Here is a 23,518-nt window from a genome sequence, read left to right as displayed (position 1 = left end):
CCTATGCCACGCAGAGACGACACCCCGGCCCGGCGCCGGCGCTTCGCGGAGGCGGCCCGCGAGGAGCGCCCCGATCTGGCGCTGCTGTGCCTGCTGGTGGCTCAGGAGGCCGACCCGGAGCTGGACGACGACGGAATCGACGCCGTACAGATCGAACTCGACCGGCTGGCCGGTCTGGTGCCCTACTCCCCCGGCGGGCCCGGCGACTGGGCCGCGGCGCTGGCCGGGCTGCTCGGGGACCGCTTCGGCCTCCGCGGCTCCGCGGCCGACTACCGGCGGCTGGAGTCCTCGCTGCTGCACGAGGTGCTGCTGCGGCGGCGCGGACTGCCGATCCTGCTGTCCGTGGTGTGGCTGGAGGTGGCGCGGCGGGCGGGCGCGCCGGTGTACGGGGTGGCGCTGCCGGGCCACTTCGTGGTCGGCTTCGGCGATCCGTACGGGCGTCATGTGCTGGCGGATCCCTTCGACGGCGGGCGAGTGCTGTCCGATGAGGACGCGGCGCTGCTGGTGGCGGGGGCGCTGGGGGTCCCGTCGGCCGCGGCAGTGGCGGCCCCGGCCACTCCGCTGGAGATCGTGCTGCGGATCCTGAACAACATCCGCGCCTGGGCCGCCGCCCGGCCCGAGCGCACGGACGTCCAGCTGTGGGCGGTCGAGCTGTCCCTGCTGCTGCCCAGCCACCCGGCCCGGCTCCGCTACGAGCGGGCCAAACTGCTTGTGGAGCGCGGGGACTTCGTGGCCGGCGCCAAGGAGATGGAGGAGTACGCGGAGGTCGTGGCCGCCATGGAGCCGAACGCGGCGGAGGCCGTACGGCGCCGGGCGCGGGCCGCCCGGGCGAGGCTGAACTGAGCAGCGCACCGCGCCAGGTCAGCCACCGCACCGGGACGGCCGCGAACCGGAACGGTCACCGCACCGGGACGGCCGCGGGCGGCGGGACGGCCTTCGGCAGCGGTCAGAGCCACCCCTTGTCGCGGGCGATCCGCACCGCGTCGGCGCGGTTGCGGGCGGCGGTCTTCTGGATGGCCGTGGACAGGTAGTTGCGGACCGTGCCCTGCGAGAGGTTCAGCCTGCGCGCCAGCTCCGCGTTGGTCGAGCCGTCCGCCGAGGACCGCAGCACCTCCCGCTCCCGCTCGGTCAGCGGGCACACCCCGTCCACGAGCGCGGCCGCGGCCAGCGTCGGGTCGATGACCCGCTCGCCGCGCAGCACCCGGCGCACCGCGTCCGCGAGCTGGGCCGCGGGGGCGTCCTTGACCAGGAAGGCGTCGGCGCCGGACTCCATGGCGCGGCGCAGATAGCCGGGGCGGCCGAAGGTCGTCAGGATCACTATCCTGAGCCCCGGGAACGCCGGGCGGAGCGCGGCGGCCGCGTCGAGACCGGTCATACCGGGCATCTCGATGTCCAGCAGCGCCACATCCGGCCGATGCTCCCGGGCCGCGTCCACCACCTCGTCCCCGCGCGCCACCTGGGCGACGACCTCTATGTCGCTCTCCAGCCCGAGCAGCGCGGCCAGCGCCTCCCGCACCATCGACTGGTCCTCGGCGAGAAGCACCCGAATACGACCTCCCGGCACCACGGCCGGCTCCCCCGTCGCTCCGTTCATGGGCCCAGCGTAAGCGGCGCCTCTGACAGCCCCGCCCCGGTCCGGCAGCGCTACCCGGGCGTCGGCGAGGCGAGCTCGGAGGCGGTGGCGCGGCGGGAGAGGGCGACGTACGCACGGAGCACGAACCCGCCCTGCTCACCCGTCCCGGTCTCCAGCCGCCCGCCGGCCAGTTGCAGCCGCTCGGACAGCCCGGACAGCCCGTTGCCCGGCGGGCCTTCGGGGCCCCGGCCGTCGTCGCTGATGGTCAGGCAGAGCTCGCCACCGGCCTCGGTGAGCGTCACCGTGCAGCGCCGCGCCCCGCTGTGCCGCACCACATTGGTGATCCCCTCGCGCAGCGCCCACGCCAGGGCCCCCTCCTCATCGGGCGGCAGGTCCGGATGGCCGTCGGCGGTCCGGCCGAGATCGGCGGCCATGCCCGCGGCGGTCAGCGCGATCCGGGCCCCGGCCGCCTCCGCCTCCAGGGTCGGGCGGCGAAACCCGCTGACCGCCTCCCGTACGTCGACGAGCGCCTGGCGGCTGACCCGCTCGATATCGGCGACCTGCCGCCCGGCCTGTTCCGGCTGGTCGGGGAGGAGCCGCCCGGCCAGCTCGCTCTTGAGCGTGATCAGCGACAGGGAGTGGCCGAGCAGATCGTGCAGATCGCGGGCGAGCCGCAGCCGCTCCTCGTTGGCGGCGAGATGGGCGACGGTGGCCCGCGCCTCCCGCAGCGCCCTGGTCGTACGGACCAACTGCCGCACCCCGCTCATCGCGAACCCCCCGAGCAGGGCGGGGATCCCCAGGACGGCCAGCAGATGCGGGGCGTCCCCGGCCGTCAGGCCGACGAGCATCAGAACGACGGTGACCAGCGGGACCGTCAGCCGCGCGGCCTTGAGCGGGAGCACCGCACCGCAGGCCACCGACACATAGACGAACAGCACCAGCCAGGAGTCGCCGAGCGTCAGCGCCAGGGCGGCGGCCAGCGCGGCCATCGCGACCAGCGCCCCGCCGGCCTTTCTGAGGTCCAGGGGCCGGCCGGCAGGGCGGAACAGGAGCCGGCAATAGGCGGTGAGAAAGGTCAGCAGCCCCAGGCAGCCCAGGGCGGTGGCGACGGGGTGGTGGCCGCCGTCCAGCAGATCACTGACCGGGGCGGTCATATACGCCATCCAGATGCCGACCCACAGCAGCCTGATCATGGCCTGTCTGCGATCGCTGACCTCGCGGCCGATGCCGGTCAGCACATCGTCCTCCCGCGTCAGCGACCGGCGCCATGCCACCCAGCGGCCGCCGCCCCGCTCGGCCGGCCCGCCAGCCGCCTCACGCCCGCTCCCCTCCGCAGGCCCCCTCGCTGCCGCACGCCCGCCTCCCTCCGCACGCCGCTCGTCCGCGCCGCTCATGCCTTGCGGGTGTCCTTGCGGTACAGCCAGGCGGCCGCGCCCGCGAAGAGCACCAGATAGCCGACCAGGAGGGCGATGTCCTTGGTGTGCGGCGCCCCGCCCAGCTCGATCGCCTGACCGAGCGCGGCATAGGCATGGGTGGGCAGATAGTCGGATATGTTCTGCAGCCACTGGGGATACGCGGTCGTCGGCGACCACAGCCCGCCGAGGATCGAGAGGCCAAAGTAGATGATCATGGTCAGCGGGCGTACGGCGTCACCGGACGCCAGATAGCCGATGGCCACGCCCAGTGCGGCGAACACCAGGGAGCCCGCCCATATCGCGCCGGTCAGGGCGAGCCACTGCCACGCGGCGTCGAGCCGCACGTCCTTGACGGCCGCGGCCACGACGAAGACGACCACGATCGCCGGCAGGGTGGCCACCGCCGCCGAGGCGATCTTGGCCATCACATAGCCGCGCCCGGGCAGCGCGGTGAGCCTCAGCTGTCTCACCCAGCCCGATTCGCGCTCCTTGGCTATGCGCTCGCTGTTGCCCATCAGCACGGCCGTCAGCGAGCCGAAGGAGGCCATCGCCACCATGTAGTACAGCGGCATCGTCAGATGGGTGTGCGGCACCAGGGAGGTGGTGTCGCTGGTCCCCGCGATCACCAGGAACAGCGCCGAGGGGTAGATGACCGTGAAGAACATGAACTTCTTGTTGCGCAGGGCGCGGGTGATCTCCAGCTTGATCAAGGTGGTCATCGTCCCGCCTCCTCAGCGGTCGCGGCGTCGGTGATGGCGAGGAACGCCTGCTCAAGGCCGAGGCCCGCGACCTCGATACCGCGCGGATACACCCCGAGGCCGTAGAGCGCGTGTACCGTCGCGTCGGCGTCGCTCGACCGCATCCGGACCGTACGCCCCGATATCTCGATCCCGGTCAGGCCCGGCAGTATGCGCAGCGCCGCCTCATCGGCCGGCTCGTCGAGTTCGAAGGAGATCCGCCGGGCCCCGGCCATCGCCTTGATCTCCGCGGACGTGCCGTCGGCGAGCACCCGCCCGCGGTGCAGCACGATCACACGGTCGGCTATCGCGTCGGCCTCTTCGAGGTAGTGGGTGGCGAAGAGGATGGTGCGGCCCTGCCGCGCCTGTGACCGCATCGCGGCCCAGAAGGTCTGCCGGGACGAGACGTCCATGCCGGTGGTCGGCTCGTCCAGCACGATCAGGTCGGAGGCGCCCGCGGTGGCCAGCGCGAAGCGCACCCGCTGCTCCTGGCCGCCGGAGAGCTTGTTCACCTTCCGGTCGGCGATGTCCGTGATGCCCGCCTCCTCCAGCACCTGCCGCACCGGATGGGCCCGGGGGTGCAGATCGCAGGCGAGCCGCACCAGCTCCTGGACCGTGACCTCCTCCATCAGCCCGCCGCTCTGGAGCATCGCGCCCACCCGGCCGCCCTCGATGGCCTGGCGTGGGGTGGTGCCGAAGATCCGGACCAGGCCGGAGTCGGGGGTGCGCAGCCCCAACAGCAGATCGAGGGTCGAGGACTTCCCCGCCCCGTTGGGCCCGAGCAGCGCGACGGTCTCGCCCTGGTGCAGCGCGAGGTCCAGGTCGGCCACGGCGCGCACGCTGCCGTAGCTCTTGTTCACCTTCTCGAAGGCGACCACGGGCGCGGACGCCGACGCCTCGGCGCGGCCGGATCCGGCAGCCGTGCCGGGAGCGGACTGAGCGGTTGTTGCGGTCATGGCCCAAGCTTCGCCCGGCGCGGCTCGTCCCGGCAGTGTCAGCGGTCGTGGTCTCGGCATGACAGATGTCATGGTCCGCGATGTCGCCGGGCATACGACGGCCCCCGCCCGGTGCCGGACGGGGGCCGTACGCGCCTCGCTCAGTTGCCGTTGGTCTCGATGATGCCGATCCGCTCGGCCGGGGTCTTGCCCTTCAGCGCCTGGCCCAGCGCCACCGCGACGTCCGTCGGGGCGACGGGCTGCTTGCTGCCGTTGCCGCGCTGGATCAGCACGCCGTCGAAGAAGCCGCCGTACAGCTCCTTCAGGGCCTTCAGGTCGTAGTGCTCCACCAGCTTGCCGTCCACCACCCGCATGGACAGGACCTTCCACAGGGAGTTCTGCGGGCTCAGCGGCAGCGAGTGCGCCGGGTCCGTCTGGACCTTGACGAAGTCCGACATCGCGGGCTGGGCGAAGGTCCGCATCTTCCGGTCGACCTCGGCGTTGCTGATCTGCGGCTGCTTGGTGACGACGGGCAGGCTGATGACCTTGTTCTCACCCGTGGCGGCCCGCTGCCGGAACGCCTCGTCCACCGCCGCGACCGCCTTGTCGACGTCCAGCCCCTTGCCCGCCTTGCCGTACACCGCGACGGCCTTGCCGGGCTTGAACTCGATCGTGCCCTCGCGCGCCGTGCCCGAGGTGCCCGCGAGCCGTTCCAGGGCGTCCTTCAGCTTCTCCTCGTCGACCGTGACGACGGGATCGGCCTCGTGGGTGCCGCCGAACAGCGAGCCGATCACGGTGATCGGGTTGTAGTCGCGGCCGGCGACGCCGCGGACCGTGGCCTCGGTGTCCAGCGTCAGGCCCGCGACGGACGGCTTGATCTGCTTCTGCTGGCCGTCCACGGACACCTTCAGCGGGGCGGTGGTACGGCCCTCCAGCGCGGTGTCCAGCTTCTGTACGGCCGTCTCCTTGGAGGTGCCGCCGATGTCGACGCCCAGGACGGTGGTGCCGTTCGGGACGTCGGCGTGGTTCATCACCAGGCCCGCGCCGTACGCGACACCGCCGACGAAGACGAGCGCGCCGACCGCCAGAACCAGCTTGGAGCGCCCCCTCTTCTTGGGGCGGGCGGCCGCCGGGGCGGCGGGCGGCTTGGGGCTGCTCGCCGGAGCGCTGTCCTGATCGGACGGGGCGGGCACGGCGGAGCCGGTCCCGGGGGGCGGGAAGGGCGAACCGGGTCGGTTCTCGGCGGGCGGGACGACGGGGATGCCGCTGACCAGCGTCTCTCCGGAGACATGCTCGGCCGGCACGCCCCCGCCCGGGGTCGGGTCGGGGTCGCGGAACAGCGGCGGGTTCGCGGCGGAGTCCAGGCCCGGCTTGCCGCCGAGGCCGTCGAACGGCCCGGCCGACGGCACGGGGCTCGCGCCGGTGGTGGCGCCGAGGCTGCCGGACAGCGGCGAGCCGTTCGGCGGGGTGGGCGGCTGCCCGGCGAGCCCGGCGCCACCGCCGAGCGGCGGCTGGGTGGAGCCCGGGGTCCGCGTGGGCAGCCGCATCTCGCCGGTGACCGGGCCGCTCGTCGGGCCGCTGGGCTCCGCCACCCCGGGGAAGCCGCTCTGCGGGGTGTCGGTGAAGTACGGCAGGTCGGCACCCGTCCCACCGCCCAGCGACGGGGCGGGGAACTGCTGCGTGGTCTCCGGAGCGGAGAACGGGCTCTCCGGGGTGGAGAAGTCGGGGGCCGGGAACGGCTGGGTGGTCTCCGCGGCCGAGGGCGCGGCGGATGCCCCGGGCGCGAACGCCCCGGCCCCGAAGGGCGCGGCCCCGAACGGCTCGGCGGCGGCGAACGGCTCGGCAGCGGCGGGCCCGGGGGCGGGTGGCGTGGCGGCCGGCGGCGCCGGGGGCTGCGGCGTGCTCCCCGTCGACGTGTTGCCCTTGCCCTTACGAGGCGCGAACCAGTCGCTGGTCCGGTCCTCCTTCTTCTTCTCGGGCTTGTTCGCCGAAGGCTCCCCGTGCTCCCCCCGCGCCGGTCCGGCCGCGCCCGGGCCCGCCGGGGCGGCGTCCGGCCCGGCCGGGCCGTCGGCGCCCTCGGGGTCGTCGGCGGAGCGCTGGTTCGGCACGCCCTCCTCGCCGACCGGGGTGCGCATGACCACCGGCGGGATGGGCCGCGACCCGGGGATGTTGATCCGGATCCGGGTCGTCAGCGTGGTCTCGGTCTTGGGTTCCTCCGGCTGGGCCGCGGCACGCGCCTCGCCGTCACCGGAGCCCTGGGCCTCCTGTGCCGGGTTCGGCGAGGGGTACTGGCGGGATCCGTACGGCGGGGTGCCGGGCGGGTAGGCGGCGGCGCCACTGCCCTTGCGGGTCCCGGAGGACGAACTGTCAGATTCACGGCTCAAAGCAGGTTCTCCCAGTTAGCTCCGCCGCCCGTCAGACTCGCGCGGGCGGCTCGGCGGCGGCACCACCTTACTGGGCCCCGCGGGCAGGCACTTGACGACCGCTGTAACAGCACGTCCCGCACACCGGCGGGCACGGTCCGTCGTCCTGGCGGACGCCCAGGCGAAAACGTGACGTCACTTACCAAGTCGGGCCGGGCCGCTGCCCGGTTGCGACACCTTCGGCATCGTGGCGCACATCACACCGGCGAACATTCCGCCCAGAAGAAAAGCATAGGAGCCCGCTCCGGCGCCGAAAAGAAAGTCGCCCTCGGGACGGCTCACGGTGAGAAACAACACGGAGATCACCCACGCCCCGGCGGGCACCACCCCGCCCGCCCGGGTGTCGGTCGCCTTGGCCCCGCCGTAGCACAGCGCGCCGATCGCGAGCAGCGCGAGCAGCAACCCACCGGGGAACCAGGCCGCTTGGACCAGCGCGCCCGCGGCGGCCACCAGCACCCCCACCACGCCGAGCAGCGCATACGCCCCCAGGCGCGCGGCCGTCATGCCGACACCCCCGCGAACAGATCGTCCTCACGGCCCCGGTCCGAGCCTGAAGCGGCGACCGCCTGCCCTCTGATGAGCAGGTAGTGCTCCATGGCGGACAGCGGCTGCCCCAGATCGTTCGAGAGTGCGAAGAAGGGCCCGTCGACCGTGATCTGGGTGGCGTGGGCGCGCATGGCCTCCGCCTTCGCCTCGGCGTACGCGGCGCCGTCCACCGTCGCCGTCACCCGCGCGTCGTCGACCACGCCCGGCACATCCCCGGCCGAGGCGATCCCCGGGAAGGGGGCCCCGTCGCCCTGGGCGCGCAGCCGGGCGAAGCCCTCCTCGAGCTCCGAGCGCGGGACGCAGTTCCAGTAGATCTTGCCGATCTGGTGCGGATCGCCCAGGTCCCGGCGGTAGGCCGGTTCCGCGGCGAGCTCCGCCGCGCGCATGGCGACGCGGTGCGCCTGGATGTGGTCGGGGTGGCCGTAGCCACCGTGGGGGTCGTAGGTGACCAGGACCTGCGGGCGCACCTCACGGACCACCTCGACCAGGTGGGCGGCGGCGTCGTCCACCTCCGCCCGCCAGAAGCACTCCGGGCGGGAGTTCTGCGGGGCGCCCATCATCCCGGAGTCGCGGTACCGTCCCGCACCGCCCAGGAAGCGGTGATCGCTGACCCCCAACGCCTTCATCGCCACGGCGAGTTCGCCGATCCGGTGCGGGCCGAGCGCATCGTCGCGGTCGGCGGCCAAGTGCGCCAGGGCGGGCGGGATGATCTCGCCCTCCTCGCCGAGCGTGCAGGTCACCAGTGTGACCTGCGCACCCTCGGCGGCGTACTTGGCCATGGTCGCGCCGTTGTTGATCGACTCGTCGTCCGGATGTGCATGTACCAGGAGCAGGCGACGGGCGGGAAGGACCGGGGTCATGAGCACAGCCTACGAGCCCCGCGGCCGGAGCCGCGGGTCAGCCATGCATCAGAGATCCACGTCCCCGATCATGTTCGCCACGTTCGTCGTGAGGTCGTCGATCGTCGGGGCGATCGACGAACTGGCGAGGTAGAAGCCGAGCAGCACACAGAGGACCGCGTGCCCCGACTTCAGCCCAGCCTTCTGGACGAGCATGAAGACGATGATCAGCAGCAGCACGACCAACGAAATCGAGAGCGCCACAGCGGCTCACCTCCAGGTACACGCGCTCGAAACGGACAACATATTCATGCCACAGGGGGCCTACCCACTATGCGCAATCGATCATAACTATGGGCCCGCGCGCACGACTCGGTGCACGGGAGCATGACAGGGGCGCATGCCTGTTCGCACCATTGGCCTCGTCATCTGGCCTGATTCTCGCCACATTCGGCGAGTTGATCTCCGCGGCCGCCACGGGCGGAACATGCCCGCGGCAACGGGGCCGGAGCGGCGCGCCCCAGGTCGTAGGCTCGGCCCATGACCGGACAGCTCTCGTTCCCTCGGCAGCACGCCCGCACCCAGCGCTTCACCCTCGGGGCGCCGCGCGCCTTCGTCGTGGCGCCCGACGACTCGCGGGTGGTGTTCCTGCGCTCGCGCTCCGGCACCGACCGCGCCAACCTCCTGTGGGTGCACGACCTGACCGAGCGGCGGGAGTACCCGGCCGCCGACCCGGCCGCCCTGCTCGGCGGCGCCGACGAGCAGTTGTCCGCCGAGGAGCGGGCGCGCCGCGAGCGCAGCAGGGAGGGCTCCGGGGGCGTCATCGGCTACGCCACCGACTTGACCGCCGAATTGGCCGCTTTCGCACTCTCGGGCCGGCTGTTCGCCTCCGAGTTGCGCGCCGGCGTAACCCGCGAACTCCCCGTGCCCGGGCCGGTGATCGACCCGCGCCCGTCTCCGGACGGACGCCGCATCGCCTATGTGGCGCAGGGCGCGCTGCGCGTAACGGAACTCCCTGGGGGCGCGGGAGGCGGCGACCGGGCGCTGGCCGAGCCGGAGGGCGAGACGGTCACCTATGGGCTCGCGGAGTTCATCGCGGCCGAGGAGATGGACCGCTCGCGCGGCTTCTGGTGGTCGCCGGACAGCGATGCGCTGCTGGTCGCCCGGGTCGACGACGCACCCGTACGGCGCTGGTGGATCGCCGACCCCGCGCACCCCGACCGGGAGCCCGCCGAGGTCGCCTACCCGGCCGCGGGCACCGACAACGCCGAGGTGCGGCTGGTGCTGCTGGGCCTGGACGGGTCCCGCACCGAGATCGAATGGGACCGGCGGCGCCATCCGTATCTGGCGCGGGTGCACTGGTCCTCCTACGGCCCGCCGCTGCTGCTGGTCCAGGCCCGCGACCAGCGCAGCCAGGTCTATCTGGCCGTGGACACCGCCACCGGGCGCACCCGTACCGTCCATGTGGACGAGGACCCGGTCTGGCTTGATCTTTTCCCTGGTGTACCGGGATGGACGCCGGACGGGCGGCTCGTTCGCATCGCGGACGAGGGCGGCGCCCGGGTGCTGATGGTCGGCGACCGCAAGCTGACCTCGGGCGCGCTGCACGTCCGGGCGGTCCTCGACATCGGCGAGGAGGACGTGCTCTTCTCCGCCTCGCCGGGCGCGGACGCCGAACTGCCCGAACAGCCCGGCGACATCGGGGTCTTCCGCGCGTGGTACCGCGGCAGCGGCGACCAGGGCGGCTGGGAGGCGGTCGACAAGCGGCCCGGCCCCGCCGTGCGGTCCGCGGTGCGCGGCGGCGAGGTGATCGTCCTGGCGTGCGCCGAACCGGACCGGCCCGGCGCGGCGGTCGAGGTGTTCGGGCTCACCGCCGACGGCTCCGCCGACCGCCTCGCCGAGATCGCCTCGTACGCCGAGCGGCCCGTCATCACCGCCCGCCCGCAGCTGGTCCACGCGGGCGAGCGCCAGATCCCCTGCGCCGTGCTGCTGCCGGCCGGCCACACCGCGGACGACGGGCCGCTGCCCGTCCTCATGGACCCCTACGGCGGCCCGCACGGCCAGCGCGTGCTGGCCTCCCACAACGCCCATCTGACCTCGCAGTGGTTCGCCGACCAGGGCTTCGCGGTGATCGTCGCCGACGGCCGCGGCACCCCCGGCCGCTCCCCCGCCTGGGAGAAGGCCGTCCGCGACGACCTGGCGGGCGTGAGCCTTCAGGACCAGGTCGACGCGCTGGCGGCGCTGGCCAAGCGCTATCCGCTCGACCTCTCCCGGGTCGCCATCCGCGGCTGGTCCTACGGCGGCCTTCTGGCGGGGCTCGCGGTGCTGCGCCGCCCCGACGTCTTCCACGCGGGCGTCGTGGGCGCCCCGGTGACCGATCAGCGGCTGTACGACACCCACTACACCGAGCGGTATCTCGGCCACCCCGACGAGCAGCCGGAGGTCTACGCCGCCAACTCGCTGGTCACCGACGAGGGGCTGTACGGCGCGGCGGAACCGCACCGCCCGATGATGATCATCCATGGCCTGGCCGACGACAATGTGGTCGCCGCGCACACCCTGCGGCTCTCCTCGGCCCTTCTCGCGGCCGGGCGCCCGCATGAGGTGCTGCCGCTGTCCGGGGTGACCCATATGACCCCGCAGGAACAGGTCGCTGAGAACCTGCTCCTGCTCCAGGTGGACTTCCTCAGGCGCTCGCTCGGCCTGAGCTGAGCGGGGCCTGCCTACCAGCCGGGCGGCGGAGGAGGAGGGGTCGCGGGCGGGGAGGGCGGGGGCGGAGCTGCGGGCGGCGGCGGGGCGGCGGGCGGGGTCGTGGGCGGCGGGCCGGGCGGGGCCGTGGGCGGGGTGTAGCCGTAGCCACCGCCCGCTCCGCCCGCCGGCCCATAGCCACCGTCCGCCGGCCCGTAACCGCCGCCCGCCGCGCCGCCGTAGCCTCCGTACCCGCCGTAGCCCCCGTACGGCTGAGCCGCGGGCTGGCCCCATCCGGCCAGCGGAGGGTCGTCCGCGGGGTCGGCGGGCTGCGCCAGCACGATCAGCGCGACCAGCCCGACGACCCCCTCGAGGAACCCGGTCAGCACGGAGAGCACGCCCACGGTCGGCAGGTCGTCGAAGTGCTCGAGGTAGTCGAACTTGATGTACGCGGAGATCGCGGTGACCCCGTCGCCCAGCACCAGGGCGGCCGCCGTCATCCCCAGCGGCCGGGCCAGCGGCGCCCGGCCGAGCGCCGCGAAGGCGGCCGTCAGGGCCAGCGCGATCGCCGTCCAGGCCGCCCATGCCCCGGGCGGCGAGAGCAGCGTGGTGAGCATGTATTTGCCGGTGAGCTGGTGCTCGTAGATGTCCCAGCCCCGCTTCTGGGCCCAGTAGATCTGCCAGGCGCCCTCGACGACCGCGACGGCCCCCAGGAACAGCGCCGCCGTCACCGCGACCCCGGGCCTCGGCCGGCCGGGCGGGCTGTCGGCGGGCGAGACGGCGTAGTCGGGGGCGGTCCCATCGGCCGGGCGCCGGGCGGCGGCCACGACCGCCAGCAGAACGCCCCCGAGCACGACCGCCGCCCACGAGCTCAGCTGCGCGCGGGTCTTCAGCCCGTCGGGGATGCCCTGCATCCAGTCGGCGTGCAGATTCCACAGGCTGGGCAGGCGCAGCGCGACCGTGGCGACGGCGGCCGAGCCCAGCGCCCCGGCGGCGGCCGACGACCGCAGCGCCGCGATTCCGGCGGCCACGTACACGGCGAGCAGGAGCGGGTCGGCGAGGGATGTGCCGAAGATGCTGTCCGGGAGCCGGTACGGTACCCCGGCCCAGGTCCACCAGACATGGCTGGCCTCGTCGGCCTTGTCGAAGTCCCGGACGATCCACGCCAGTGAGATCAGCCCGAGAACAGCGCATACCAGCGCCCCGAAGGTGCGCGCGCCGCGGTTGAGTATCCGTCCCTGCCCCATGGCTGTAGGTTTGCCCCGCCCCGGCCCCTGATCAACCGTCCCGGCGTCAGCAATGTGCCGGCACAAGCGACCGGCCGGGGCGACATGGCGCGCCCCGGCCGGTCTACGGCACCCGCACGGCCGTACGCAGTTCAGCCTGACGCGTCCGTATATCGGTATCGCGTCAGCCAAGTTGCTTGCGTGTTAACGCGTTTGATGTGCCTTGCTCACTCTTTGTCGCCATCCAGTGATCTCTGTCAAGCACGCCGGGACCTCGATCTGCAAAATGTTCGCTCAAGGTTGCCGCGAGCACCCCTTCCGCTTCCGCTGGCCCCTTGACTGAGCTGTTATTCGGTTGCGAAAGTCCGCTCATCCCGAACCGCGCACGACCACCGGCGGACGGGAACGACATGACGCGAGTAGACCAGCGCGAAACAGACACAGCGATCAGTGCGGGGGGCGCTACGCGATGACGAGTCCTTCCCAGGCCGCCGCGCCCGGGGCGAACGCGCCCGGCCCGGATGCCGTGCCGACGGCAGAAGTCGGCAAGGACGGCACGCCGTTGGTGGGCCGGTCACCCGGCCAGTTAATGTGGCGGCGTTTCAAACGCGACAAGACAGGCGTGATTTCGGCCTACGTCGTGATCTTCTTCTTTCTGATCGCCTTACTTGCGCCCGTGATCGCCTGGCTGTACGGCAAGAACCCGTACACCACTTACGGACTCGACAGGCCCGGGCTGCTCAACGAGTTCTACTACCCCATCAAGCCCAACGGGGGCATCGACGGCGAGTTCTGGTTCGGCCTCCAGCCCCAGCTCGGCCGGGATGTGTTCACCCAACTCCTGTACGGCATACGGACCTCGCTGCTGATCGCGGTCGCCGTCACCCTCCTGTGCACCCTCACCGGCATCCTCGTCGGCGTCACGGCCGGCTATATGGGCGGCAGGACCGACTACTTCCTCGGCCGCTTCATCGATCTGCTGCTCGCCTTCCCGGCCCAGCTCTCGTTCGTGGCCTTCACGCCCGTCGTCTACTCGCTCTTCGTCAATCCGGAGAAGGAGACGCCGACCTATCTACGGGTCATCACTCTGATCCTGGTCCAGTGGGCGCTGGGCTGGATGGGCCTGGCGCGGCTGCTGCGCGGACAGGTACTCAGCCTGCGCGAGCGGGAGTTCGTGGAGGCCGCGAAGGTGACCGGCGCCTCCCCGTGGAGGATCATCCGCAAGGAGCTGCTGCCCAATCTGTGGACGCCGATCCTGGTGCAGTCGACGCTGATGCTGCCGACCTTCGTGACCGCCGAGGCCGGGCTCTCCTTCCTGGGAGTCGGGCTCGTCGAGCCGACCCCCGACTGGGGCCGGATGTTCGCCACCGGCGCCAGGCACTACCAGAACGACATCACGTACATGTTCTTCCCGGGCGTGGCCATGGTGATCTTCGTGGTGGCCTTCAACCTGCTCGGGGACTCGGTCCGGGACGCATTCGATCCGAAGACTAAGCGCTAGGCAGGTGCAACGACACATGACCTCATCCACACGGGGCAGAGGGCGGCTCGCGGCCGTCTCTCTGGCGATCGGGGCCCTCGTGCTCTCGGCCTGCAGCAGCGGCGGGGGCAACGAGGAGGATCCCGTCGAGAACAAGCCCGACAAGGCCAGGGCCGAGAACTACTCGCTCGGCACCGCGACCGACTCCACCGGCCCGGCGGCCGACGTGCCCGGCGCCAAGAAGGGCGGGACGGTCAACGTCCTGCAGCGTGACGCCTTCACCTATCTCGACCCGGCACAGATCTACTACGCCGACATGCTGACCGTCCAGATGCTCTACAACCGGTCGCTGACCACCTACAAGGTCGACGACAAGGGCCAGGTGAAGCTGGTCGGCGACCTCGCCACCGACACCGGCAAGTCCTCGGACGGCGGTAAGACCTGGACGTACACGCTCAAGGACAACCTCAAGTTCGAGGACGGGTCCCCGATCACCTCCGCCGATGTCCGGCAGTCCATCGAGCGGCTCTACGCCAAGTGGGCCACCGACGGTCCGCTGTACATCCCGCAGTGGCTCTCGGGCGACGGCCAGAGCTTCCGCAAGGCGCTGCCGGACGGCCCGTACAAGGGCAAGCACCTGCCCAAGGACGTGCTCGACACCCCGAACGACAAGACGATCGTCTTCCACTTCAAGGCGCCGCACGCGGACACCCCGTACGCGGTCGCCATGCCGAACGTCGGCGCGGTGCCCTCCGACGGCAAGAAGGACACCGCCGACAAGTACAACAACCACCCGGTCTCTTCCGGCCCGTACAAGATCGAAAAGCTGAACCCGGGCAAGTCGCTGACCCTGGTGCGCAACGACAAGTGGGACCCGCAGACGGACGCGGTCCGCCACCAGTACCCGGACAAGTTCGACATCCGCTTCGGCATCCAGGAACCCGACTCCGCCCGCCGGCTGCTGGCCGAGCGGGGCAGCGACAAGCAGGCGATGAGCTTCACCAACGCGGTCACGGTTGAGGCCGCCCAGGAGGTCGCCAAGGACCCGGGCACCAAGTCGCGCACCTTCCTGGAGGTGCAGCCGTACGTCGACTACATGGCCATCAACATGGACCGGATCAAGGACAAGAAGGTCCGGCAGGCCCTCGCCTACGCCATGCCCAACGACCAGATCCTCGGCCAGTTCGGCGGCAAACGGGCCGGGCAGGTGGCGGGCAACCTGCTGGCTCCCTCGCTCGCCGGGTGGAAGAACTTCGACCCCTTCGGCAAGACGAAGAAGGGGAACGAGGGCGGCGACACCAAGAAGGCCAAGGAGCTGCTGAAGGAGGCGGGCAAGGAGGGGCAGGAGATCGTCTACGCCTACCCCAACACCACCGAGTACCAGAACGTCTCCGTGGTCGTCGTCAAGGCTCTGGAGGCGGCCGGGTTCAAGGTGGAGAAGAAGGAGATCGACTCCAACAACTACACCACCGAGATCGCCAAGGTCGACAACGGCTTCGACATCTACCGCGCCTCCTGGGGCGCCGACTGGCCGGTCGGCTCGACCGTGGTCCCGCCGCTGTTCGACAGCAAGAACGTCGCCGACGGCTCGCAGAACTACTGGCACCTCAAGGACAGCAAGGTCGACTCCGAGATCGCCCGCATCCTGAAGATCACGGACGTGGAGAAGGCGTCGGGTGAGTGGGTCACACTGGCCAACAAGATCCTCACCGACGATGTGCCGGCCGTCCCGCTCTTCTACAACCGCCAGTGGAACATCTGGGGTTCGGGCCTCGGTGGCATCAAGTACCACTCGGTGTATGGAACCGCCGACCCGACCGCGGTGTATGTGAAGTAGCAGTCGGTTACCCCATCAGCCCCCAGGGCACGCTGTCCGCCACCCTCCGCGGGTGGCGGACAGCGCCGCCCGTCCGATCCGCCCTGGTCGCCCAAGGCGCCCGTACCGGAAGACCCGCGACGCCATGCTTCGTTTCCTCGTACGCCGCTCTCTCGGCGCGATCGTCATCATCCTCCTGATCAGCGCGATCACGTTCTTCCTCTTCTTCGCGCTGCCCTCCGAGCCGGCGCAGCTGGCCTGCGGCAAGAACTGCGGCCCGGACGCCATCGCCCTCATCAACAAGAACCTGGGCCTCGACGAGCCCGTCCCGCTCCAGTACTGGCACTATCTGGTCGGCATCTTCGCCGGCCGGGACTTCGAGATCGGCCACTGCCCGGCCCCCTGCTTCGGCTACTCCTTCCGCAACTCCCAGCCGGTCTGGGAGACCATCCTGGACCGCTACCCCACGACGCTCTCGCTCGCAGTCGGCGGCGCCGCCGTGTTCCTGGTCATCGGGGTGTCCATCGGCATGATCGCGGCGGCCAAGCGCGGCACCTTCACCGACAAGTTCTTCAGCTCCCTGTCGCTGATAGGCAACTCGCTGCAGATCTACTTCGTCGGCGTCATCGCGCTGTGGCTGCTGGTCGACACCTGGGGCCTGATCGACCGGCCCGAGTACACGCCGATCACCGAGAATCCGGCCAAGTGGTTCAGCGGGCTGCTGCTGCCCTGGCTGGTGCTCTCCATCATCTTCATCGCCAACTACAGCCGCATGACGCGCTCCCAGATGGTCGAGCAGCTGAACGAGGAGCATGTGCGCACCGCGCGGGCCAAGGGGATGTCGGGGCGTACGGTCTTCTTCCGCTACGCCTGGCGCGGCGCGATCGCCCCGATCATCACCATTGTCGGCATCGACCTGGGCTCGCTGTTCGGCGGAGCGATGATCACGGAGTTCACCTTCACCCTGCACGGCCTGGGCCGGCTCGCCGTGGAGTCGGTGACCGAGAAGGACCTCCCGATGCTGATGGGCGTGATGCTCTTCAGCTGCACGGCGATCGTCATCGCCAACATCATCGTCGACGCGCTGTACGCCGTCATCGACCCGCGCGTGCGCCTCGCCTAGGAGTACGACCGACGTGACCACCCTGACCAAGTCCGAGGCCACCCCCGCCCCCGCCGCGGGCGACGCCTTCCTGTCCGTGCGCGACCTGTATGTGCGCTTCGCCACCGAGGACGGCGTCGTCAAGGCCGTGGACGGCCTCTCCTTCGACCTCGAGCGCGGGCGCACCCTCGGCATCGTCGGCGAGTCCGGCTCCGGCAAGTCCGTCACCAACCTCGCCGTCCTCGGACTGCACGACCCGCGCAACACGGAGATCCGCGGCGAGATCGTGCTGGACGGCCAGGAGCTGACCGGGGCGCCCGAGCGCGCGCTGGAGAAGCTGCGCGGCAACAAGATGGCGATGATCTTCCAGGACTCGCTCACCGCCCTCTCGCCGTACTACACCGTCGGCCGCCAGATCGCCGAGCCTTATCGCAAGCACACCGGGGCCTCCAAGCGCGAGGCGTGGGGGCGCGCCATCGAGATGCTGGAGAAGGTCGGCATCCCCAACGCCAAGCTGCGGGTGCGCGACTATCCGCACCAGTTCTCCGGCGGTATGCGGCAGCGCGCGATGATCGCCATGGCCCTGGTCTGCGACCCCGATCTGCTCATCGCCGACGAGCCGACCACCGCCCTGGACGTCACCGTCCAGGCCCAGATCCTCGACCTGCTCAAGGATCTCCAGCAGGAGTTCGGCTCCGCGATCATCCTCATCACCCACGACCTGGGCGTGGTCGCCAACACCGCCGACGATCTGCTGGTCATGTACGCCGGCCGGGCCGTGGAGCGCGGCACGGTCCGCGAAGTGCTCCGGGCCCCCCAGCATCCGTACACCTGGGGGCTGCTGGGCTCCATGCCGCGGCTGGACTCCGCCGTCGACGAGCCGCTGAGCCCCATCCCCGGCGCTCCGCCCAGCCTGCTGTCCCCACCGCCCGGCTGCCCCTTCCACCCGCGCTGCGCCCACACCCAGGAGGTCGACGACGACCGGTGCGCCACCGAGCGCCCCTCGCTGCCCGACGGGCGGGGCGCGGCCTGCCATCTGGCCGCCGACCGCAAGCAGACCATCTTCATCGAGCAGATCAAGCCCCGGCTGGCCTAGGAGACACGGACCATGAGCAGCAACGCGTCGGCCGCGTCCGGGGAACCCCTCCTGGTCGCGGAGAAGCTGACCAAGCACTTCCCGATCATGGGCGGCTTCCCCTTCAGACGGAAGGTCGGGGCCGTCCAGGCGGTGGACGGCATCGATCTGACCGTGCGGGCGGGCGAGAGCTTCGGCCTGGTCGGCGAGTCCGGCTGCGGCAAATCCACCACCGGCCGCCTGCTGACCCGGCTGTTGGAACCCACCGCGGGGACCATCACCTATCAGGGCCAGGACATCACCCACGCGGACCGCAAACAGCTGGCGCCGATCCGCTCCGAGATCCAGATGATCTTCCAGGACCCGTACTCCTCGCTGAACCCCCGGCAGACGGTGGGCGCGATCATCTCCGGGCCGATGGAGATCAACGGCATCGAGCCGCCGGGCGGCCGCGAGGCCCGGGTGCGCGAACTGCTGGAGACCGTGGGCCTGAACCCCGAGCACTACAACCGCTTCCCCCATGAGTTCTCCGGCGGCCAGCGCCAGCGCATCGGCGTCGCCCGCGCGCTCGCCCTCGAACCCAAGCTCATCGTCGCCGATGAACCGGTCTCCGCGCTCGACGTGTCCATCCAGGCCCAGGTCGTCAACCTCCTCCAGGAGCTCCGCCGCGAGCTGGGCATCGCCTTCCTCTTCATCGCCCATGACCTCGCCGTCGTGCGCCACTTCTCGCAGCGCGTCGCGGTCATGTACCTCGGCAAGATCGTCGAGGTCGGCGACCGCGACTCCATCTACCTCCGCCCGCGTCACCCCTACACTCACGCCCTGCTCTCCGCGGTCCCCGAGGCCGTCCTGGTGGCCGAGGACGAAGACGCGAAAGCAGCCTCCGAGGCGAGCGGCACCGCGCGCGGCACCGCGCGCCGCGAGCGCATCCGCCTCGCCGGCGACGTCCCCTCCCCCATCAACCCGCCCTCCGGCTGCCGCTTCCGCACCCGCTGCTGGAAGGCCCAGGACAAGTGCGCGCGGGAGGAGCCCCCGCTGATCCGCCTCGAAGGCAACCACGAGGGCCATCTGTCCGCCTGCCACTTCCCCGAGGCCCCCAGCGTCGCGGCCCGCGAGCAGGATGTGATCCTCGACCCGGCGCTGATCGCGGCGGAGGAGATCCACCAGGAGGTTCACAAGGACTGAACCCTGCTAGCGTCCACATGCGTGAACGACACCGTATACGTGGGCAACGCAGGCAAGGACGCCGCACTGGACCGGGGATGGATCCTCGGGCACTTCAAGGACGCCGACGATCCCCGCCACAGCGATGCCGTGGAGATCAAGTGGGGTGTGCACCCTCCGGGTGACGAACGAGCCGAGTGGGTGCGCGGCGAGGAGCGGACCGCGCTCCTGGTCCTCATCAGCGGCCGCTTCCGCGTCGAGCTGCCCGGCCGCAGCGTTCTCCTGGAACAGCAGGGCGATTACGTCGTCTGGGGGCGCGGAGTCGACCACTCCTGGATCGCGGAGGAGGAGTCGGTGGTGCTGACGGTCCGCTGGCCCTCCGTGCCCGGCTATGCGGTGGAGGCCGCGGAACCGCCCGTCTGACGGCCTGGTCCGGCTCGCACGGCCCCGGCCTGGCGGGGGCCGCTCCCGCCGACCCCGGCGAAGTGGCAGGCCGAGGGGTGCGCGGCCGGGCCGCCCGGGGCCTCGAAGGCCGGGGGCACCACGAGCCGGGGCACTTCCACCGCGCAGCGGTCCTCGGCCCTCCAGCAGCGGGTGCGGAAGCGGCACCCGGAGGGCGGGTTGGCCGGAGAGGGCACGTCACCGGCCAGAAGGATGCGCTCACGGCCCTCGCGGCGCTCCGGATCGGGCACCGGGACCGCGGACAGCAGGGCCTGGGTGTACGGATGGGTCGGGTGGTCGTAGATCTCGGTGTCGGTTCCGAGCTCGGCGAAGCGGCCCAGATACATCACCGCCACCCGGTCGGAGATATGGCGGACGACGGACAGATCGTGGGCGATGAAGAGGTAGGAGAGGGCGAACTCCTCCTGGAGCCGCGCCAGCAGATTGACGACCTGGGCCTGCACGGACACATCCAGCGCGGAGACCGGCTCGTCGCAGATGATGATCTCCGGGTTGAGGGCCAGCCCGCGCGCGATGCCGATGCGCTGGCGCTGACCGCCGGAGAACTGATGCGGATAGCGGTTGATGTACTCGGGGTTGAGCCCGACCACATCCAGCAGCTCCTGCACCTTACGGCGGCGGTCCCCCTCCGGAGCCACTTCCGGGTGGATCTCGAAGGGCTCACCGATGATGTCGCCCACCGTCATACGGGGGTTCAGCGAGGTGTACGGGTCCTGGAACACCATCTGGATATTCCGCCGCACGGCCTTCAGCGCCCGCCCCGACAGCTTGGTGATGTCCTCGCCCCGATAGCGGATCTCCCCCGCGGTCGGCCGCTCCAGGTTGACCAGCAGCCGGGCGAGGGTGGACTTACCGCAGCCGGACTCGCCGACGACGCCCAGGGTCTCGCCGCGCCGCAGCTCGAAGGAGACGCCGTCGACGGCCTTGACCGCGCCGACCTGGCGCTTGAAGACGACGCCCTGGGTGAGCGGATAGAGCTTGGCCAGGTCGCGCACCTCCAAGACGGGCTCGCCCGGCTCGGCGGCGGGCTCAGGGGGCTGCGATGGCGTCGCGGGCATCGAGCTCGTCCTTCCAGAAGTGGCAGGCGCTGGTCCGCTTCGCGGGCGCGTCCCCGTATGCCGCGTCCCCGTACGCCACCTCGTACAGCGGCGGCCGTTCGGTGCGGCAGATGTCCTGGGCGCGCGGGCAGCGCGGGGTGAAGGGGCAGCCGGGCGGAAGGTCCGCCGGACCGGGCGGCAGGCCCTTGATCGCGTACAGCTCCCGGCCCCTGTCCGCACCCCCACCGTCCAGGCGCGGCACCGAGTCCAGCAGCCCGCGGGTGTACGGGTGGGCCGGGCGGCGGTAGAGGTCGCGTACGGGCGCGGTCTCGACGATCCGGCCCGCGTACATCACCACGATGGTGTCCGCGACATCGGCGACCACACCCAGGTCATGGGTGATCAGGATCAGGCCCATGTCGTACTCGCGCCGCAACTCCGCGAGCAGGTCCATCACCTGGGCCTGGACGGTGACATCCAGCGCGGTCGTCGGCTCGTCCGCGATGATCAGGTCCGGCTCCAGCGCCAGCGCCATGGCGATCATGATCCGCTGGCGCATACCGCCGGAGAACTGGTGCGGATAGTCGCCCGCCCGCTCCTTCGCCGCCGGAATGCGCACCCGGTCCATCAGCTCGACGGCCCTGGCGTGCGCGCCGCGGCGCGACAGGCCCTGGTGCACCTCGTACATCTCGGCGAGCTGGGCGCCCACCGACACCACGGGGTTCAGCGCGGAGAGCGCGTCCTGGAAGATCATCGCCATGCGGGCACCGCGCACCCGGCGGCGCTCCTCCTCACCCAGCTCCAGCAGGTCCCGCCCCTGGAAGAGGATCCGCCCGCCGGTCACAAAGCCGGGCGGCGAATCGAGGATGCCCATGATCGCCTGGGCGGTCACCGACTTGCCCGAACCCGACTCGCCCAGCACCGCGAGCGTCCGGCCCGCGTCCACCCCGTAGCTGACCCCACTCACGGCCTCGGTGACGCCGTCCCTGGTGCGGAACTCGACCCGCAGGTCCCGTACGTCCAGCAGCCGCGGCACGGCGGGCTGCGACCCGGATGGTGCGTTCATTCCCCGCCCCTCAGCGCAGCTTCGGATCGAGCGCGTCGCGCACCGCGTCGCCGAGCATGATGAACGCCAGCACCGTGATGCTCAGTGCCCCGGCCGGCCACAGCAGCATGTGCGGGGCGTTGCGGATCTGGGTGGAGGCGGACGAGATGTCGATCCCCCAGGAGACGGTCGGCGGTTTGAGCCCCACGCCGAGGAAGGACAGCGTGGCCTCCAGCGAGATGTAGGTGCCGAGCGCGATGGTGGCGACGACGATCACGGGGGCCACGGCGTTGGGCGCGATATGCCGCAGCAGCGTCCGGGTGTCGCTCGCGCCGAGCGCCCGCGCCGCCTGGACGTAGTCGTGCCGTTTGGCGGTCAGCACGGCCCCGCGCGCGATACGGGAGATCTGTGGCCAGCCCAGCAGCACGATGAAGCCGACCACCGGCCACACCGACCCGCTGGTGACCACGGACAGGAAGACCAGCCCGCCCAGCAGGATCGGGATGCCGAAGAAGACATCGGCGATCCGCGACAGCAGGGCGTCCCACCAGCCGCCGTAGTACCCGGCCAGCCCGCCCAGCACGCTGCCGAGCAGGGCCGCGCCCGCGGTGGCGCAGATGCCGACGGCGATGGAGGCGCGGGCCCCGTAGACGGTGCGGGTGTAGACGTCGCGGCCCTGGAGGTCGTAGCCGAAGGGGTGGCCGGGCGCCGGGCCGTCCTGCGCCTTGGACAGATCGCCGCGGTACGGATTGCCGTCCGTGATCAGCTCCGGCCAGATCGCGATCAGTACGAGGAAGACGATGACCAGGGCGGAGACCACGAAGACCGGATTGCGGCGCAGGTCCCGCCAGGCGTCCGACCACAGCCCGCGGGGTGCCGCGGCCCGCCCGGCGGGGCGGCCCGGGCCGCGTCTGCCCGCGGGCACCACGGGCGTGGGCGCGGGGGCGCCCCGCAGGGCCTGGGTGTCGGTCGCGGCCAGGGCCTGTGCGCCGCCGCCGGCCGGGGCGATGGCTTGGGGGGTGTCAAACGGCTCAGGCATACCGGATCCTCGGGTCGAGCACGGCGTAGAGGAGGTCGACAAGCAGGTTCGCCAGCAGGAAGACGATCACGAGGATGGTCACGAAGCCGACGACCGTCGGGGAGTTCTGGCGCAGGATGCCCTGGTAGAGCTGGTATCCCACGCCGTGGATGTTGAAGATCCGCTCGGTGACGATGGCGCCGCCCATGAGCGCACCGATATCGGTGCCGAGGAAGGTCACCACGGGGATCAGGGAGTTGCGCAGCAGATGGCGGACGATCACCCGGCGGCGCGGCAGCCCCTTGGCGACGGCGGTGCGCACATAGTCGGCGTGGGCGTTCTCCACGATGGAGGTGCGGGTGAGCCGGGTGGTGTACGCGAGGGAGACCAGGCCCAGCACGACGCCCGGCAGCAGCAACTGGCCCAGCGGCGCGTCCGGCGCGACCGAGGGCGTGGTCCAGCCCCACTTCACCCCGATCACGTACTGCAGCACCGAGCCGCTGACGAAGGTCGGGACGGAGACCACGACCAGGGTCAGCAGCAGCACCGAGGTGTCCAGGCCGCGCCCCCGCCGCAGCCCGGTCGCGACACCGAGGGTGAGCCCGAGGACCATCTCGAAGAGCACGGCGACGAGGGTCAGCCGGAGGGTGACGGGGAAAGCGTCGGCCATCAGGTCGGTGACGGGCCGGCCGTCGAAGGCGGTGCCGAAGTGGCCGCTGAAGACCTGCCCCATGTAGTGCGCGTACTGCCGCCACAGCGGCTCGTCGAGGTAGAGGTCCTTGCGGATGCGCGCGGCGGTGGCCGGGTCGGGGGCCCGGTCGCCGAAGAGGGCCGCGACGGGGTCGCCCAGCGCGTACACCATGAAGAAGATCAGGAAGGTGGTGCCCAGGAACACGGGGATCATCTGGAGCAGCCGCCGAAGCGCATGACGGCCCAT

21 protein-coding genes are annotated in these 23,518 nt (G+C 71.4%); 8 read left to right on the top strand and 13 right to left on the bottom strand.

Annotated features, from left to right (window positions below):
• Window positions 1-3 precede the first annotated feature (3 nt).
• The gene (locus tag ACFV2X_RS25830) at window positions 4-843 is read left to right on the top strand and encodes a tetratricopeptide repeat protein (protein WP_385620517.1); all 840 of its coding nucleotides are present in this window, start codon (window positions 4-6) and stop codon (window positions 841-843) included.
• Window positions 844-946: 103 nt separating this feature from the next.
• Here the strand turns inward: ACFV2X_RS25830 and ACFV2X_RS25825 are convergent, their stop codons facing one another.
• The 8 genes from ACFV2X_RS25825 to ACFV2X_RS25790 form a co-directional block, all read right to left on the bottom strand.
• On the bottom strand, window positions 947-1,594 hold the full coding sequence (locus tag ACFV2X_RS25825) for a response regulator (RefSeq protein WP_385620516.1): 648 nt from the start codon (window positions 1,592-1,594) through the stop codon (window positions 947-949).
• A 50-nt stretch (window positions 1,595-1,644) separates the two neighbouring features.
• Window positions 1,645-2,766, bottom strand: a complete 1,122-nt coding sequence (locus ACFV2X_RS25820; RefSeq protein WP_385620647.1) for a sensor histidine kinase — start codon at window positions 2,764-2,766, stop codon at window positions 1,645-1,647.
• 197 nt (window positions 2,767-2,963) lie between these two features.
• On the bottom strand, window positions 2,964-3,707 hold the full coding sequence (locus ACFV2X_RS25815) for an ABC transporter permease (protein ID WP_385620514.1): 744 nt from the start codon (window positions 3,705-3,707) through the stop codon (window positions 2,964-2,966).
• Window positions 3,704-4,681, bottom strand: a complete 978-nt coding sequence (locus ACFV2X_RS25810; protein ID WP_385620511.1) for an ABC transporter ATP-binding protein — start codon at window positions 4,679-4,681, stop codon at window positions 3,704-3,706. The genes ACFV2X_RS25815 and ACFV2X_RS25810 overlap by 4 nt, the downstream gene beginning before the upstream one ends.
• Before the next feature lie 140 nt (window positions 4,682-4,821).
• Window positions 4,822-7,044, bottom strand: coding sequence for a hypothetical protein (locus ACFV2X_RS25805; protein WP_385620509.1), 2,223 nt, complete (start codon window positions 7,042-7,044; stop codon window positions 4,822-4,824).
• A gap of 174 nt (window positions 7,045-7,218) precedes the next feature.
• Window positions 7,219-7,587 (bottom strand): DUF6113 family protein, encoded by a 369-nt coding sequence (locus ACFV2X_RS25800; protein WP_089504997.1) that lies wholly within the window; start codon window positions 7,585-7,587, stop codon window positions 7,219-7,221.
• Entirely contained in the window at window positions 7,584-8,489 is a 906-nt protein-coding gene (gene mshB, locus ACFV2X_RS25795) for an N-acetyl-1-D-myo-inositol-2-amino-2-deoxy-alpha-D-glucopyranoside deacetylase (RefSeq protein WP_385620505.1), read from the bottom strand. The genes ACFV2X_RS25800 and mshB overlap by 4 nt, the downstream gene beginning before the upstream one ends.
• A 48-nt stretch (window positions 8,490-8,537) precedes the next feature.
• Window positions 8,538-8,732 carry a hypothetical protein gene (locus ACFV2X_RS25790; RefSeq protein WP_014176694.1) on the bottom strand — a complete coding sequence of 65 codons (195 nt, stop codon included), beginning with the start codon at window positions 8,730-8,732 and terminating at the stop codon, window positions 8,538-8,540.
• A gap of 276 nt (window positions 8,733-9,008) precedes the next feature.
• On the opposite strand from ACFV2X_RS25790, the gene ACFV2X_RS25785 reads away from it, so the two are divergent.
• Window positions 9,009-11,180: a prolyl oligopeptidase family serine peptidase gene (locus ACFV2X_RS25785; RefSeq protein WP_385620502.1), complete on the top strand. Its 2,172-nt coding sequence runs from the start codon at window positions 9,009-9,011 to the stop codon at window positions 11,178-11,180.
• Window positions 11,181-11,191: 11 nt separating this feature from the next.
• Here ACFV2X_RS25785 and ACFV2X_RS25780 read toward each other — a convergent pair whose 3' ends face one another.
• Complete coding sequence (locus ACFV2X_RS25780; RefSeq protein ID WP_385620500.1) at window positions 11,192-12,403, bottom strand: hypothetical protein; 1,212 nt, start codon at window positions 12,401-12,403, stop codon at window positions 11,192-11,194.
• A gap of 448 nt (window positions 12,404-12,851) precedes the next feature.
• Between ACFV2X_RS25780 and ACFV2X_RS25775 the strand changes: the two genes are divergently transcribed.
• The 6 genes from ACFV2X_RS25775 to ACFV2X_RS25750 all read left to right on the top strand — a co-directional run bounded on the left by ACFV2X_RS25775 (window position 12,852) and on the right by ACFV2X_RS25750 (window position 19,442).
• On the top strand, window positions 12,852-13,883 hold the full coding sequence (locus tag ACFV2X_RS25775) for an ABC transporter permease (RefSeq protein ID WP_385620498.1): 1,032 nt from the start codon (window positions 12,852-12,854) through the stop codon (window positions 13,881-13,883).
• 16 nt (window positions 13,884-13,899) lie between these two features.
• Window positions 13,900-15,699, top strand: coding sequence for an ABC transporter substrate-binding protein (locus ACFV2X_RS25770; RefSeq protein ID WP_385620497.1), 1,800 nt, complete (start codon window positions 13,900-13,902; stop codon window positions 15,697-15,699).
• 124 nt (window positions 15,700-15,823) lie between these two features.
• Complete coding sequence (locus ACFV2X_RS25765; RefSeq protein ID WP_385620495.1) at window positions 15,824-16,801, top strand: ABC transporter permease; 978 nt, start codon at window positions 15,824-15,826, stop codon at window positions 16,799-16,801.
• 13 nt (window positions 16,802-16,814) lie between these two features.
• Entirely contained in the window at window positions 16,815-17,876 is a 1,062-nt protein-coding gene (locus tag ACFV2X_RS25760) for an ABC transporter ATP-binding protein (RefSeq protein ID WP_385620493.1), read from the top strand.
• A 12-nt stretch (window positions 17,877-17,888) separates the two neighbouring features.
• On the top strand, window positions 17,889-19,040 hold the full coding sequence (locus tag ACFV2X_RS25755) for an ABC transporter ATP-binding protein (protein WP_385620491.1): 1,152 nt from the start codon (window positions 17,889-17,891) through the stop codon (window positions 19,038-19,040).
• A gap of 21 nt (window positions 19,041-19,061) precedes the next feature.
• Window positions 19,062-19,442 carry a signal peptidase I gene (locus tag ACFV2X_RS25750; RefSeq protein ID WP_385620489.1) on the top strand — a complete coding sequence of 127 codons (381 nt, stop codon included), beginning with the start codon at window positions 19,062-19,064 and terminating at the stop codon, window positions 19,440-19,442.
• On the opposite strand, the gene ACFV2X_RS25745 is transcribed toward ACFV2X_RS25750, so the two are convergent.
• Genes ACFV2X_RS25745 through ACFV2X_RS25730 form a run of 4 tightly spaced genes read right to left on the bottom strand, consistent with a single transcriptional unit; the run spans window position 19,409 to window position 23,518 of the window.
• The gene (locus ACFV2X_RS25745; protein ID WP_385620486.1) at window positions 19,409-20,539 is read right to left on the bottom strand and encodes an ABC transporter ATP-binding protein; all 1,131 of its coding nucleotides are present in this window, start codon (window positions 20,537-20,539) and stop codon (window positions 19,409-19,411) included. The genes ACFV2X_RS25750 and ACFV2X_RS25745 overlap by 34 nt on opposite strands.
• On the bottom strand, window positions 20,511-21,584 hold the full coding sequence (locus ACFV2X_RS25740) for an ABC transporter ATP-binding protein (protein WP_385620484.1): 1,074 nt from the start codon (window positions 21,582-21,584) through the stop codon (window positions 20,511-20,513). Before ACFV2X_RS25740 ends, ACFV2X_RS25745 begins: the two co-directional genes overlap by 29 nt.
• Window positions 21,585-21,594: 10 nt before the next feature.
• Complete coding sequence (locus ACFV2X_RS25735) at window positions 21,595-22,602, bottom strand: ABC transporter permease (protein WP_385620482.1); 1,008 nt, start codon at window positions 22,600-22,602, stop codon at window positions 21,595-21,597.
• Window positions 22,595-23,518: an ABC transporter permease gene (locus ACFV2X_RS25730; RefSeq protein WP_385620480.1), complete on the bottom strand. Its 924-nt coding sequence runs from the start codon at window positions 23,516-23,518 to the stop codon at window positions 22,595-22,597. Before ACFV2X_RS25730 ends, ACFV2X_RS25735 begins: the two co-directional genes overlap by 8 nt.

This window comes from Streptomyces sp. NPDC059679, assembly GCF_042734105.1.
Lineage (GTDB): Bacteria > Actinomycetota > Actinomycetes > Streptomycetales > Streptomycetaceae > Streptomyces.
Note: the sequence above shows the minus strand (reverse complement) of the source record. Positions and strands in the feature narration are given on the sequence as shown.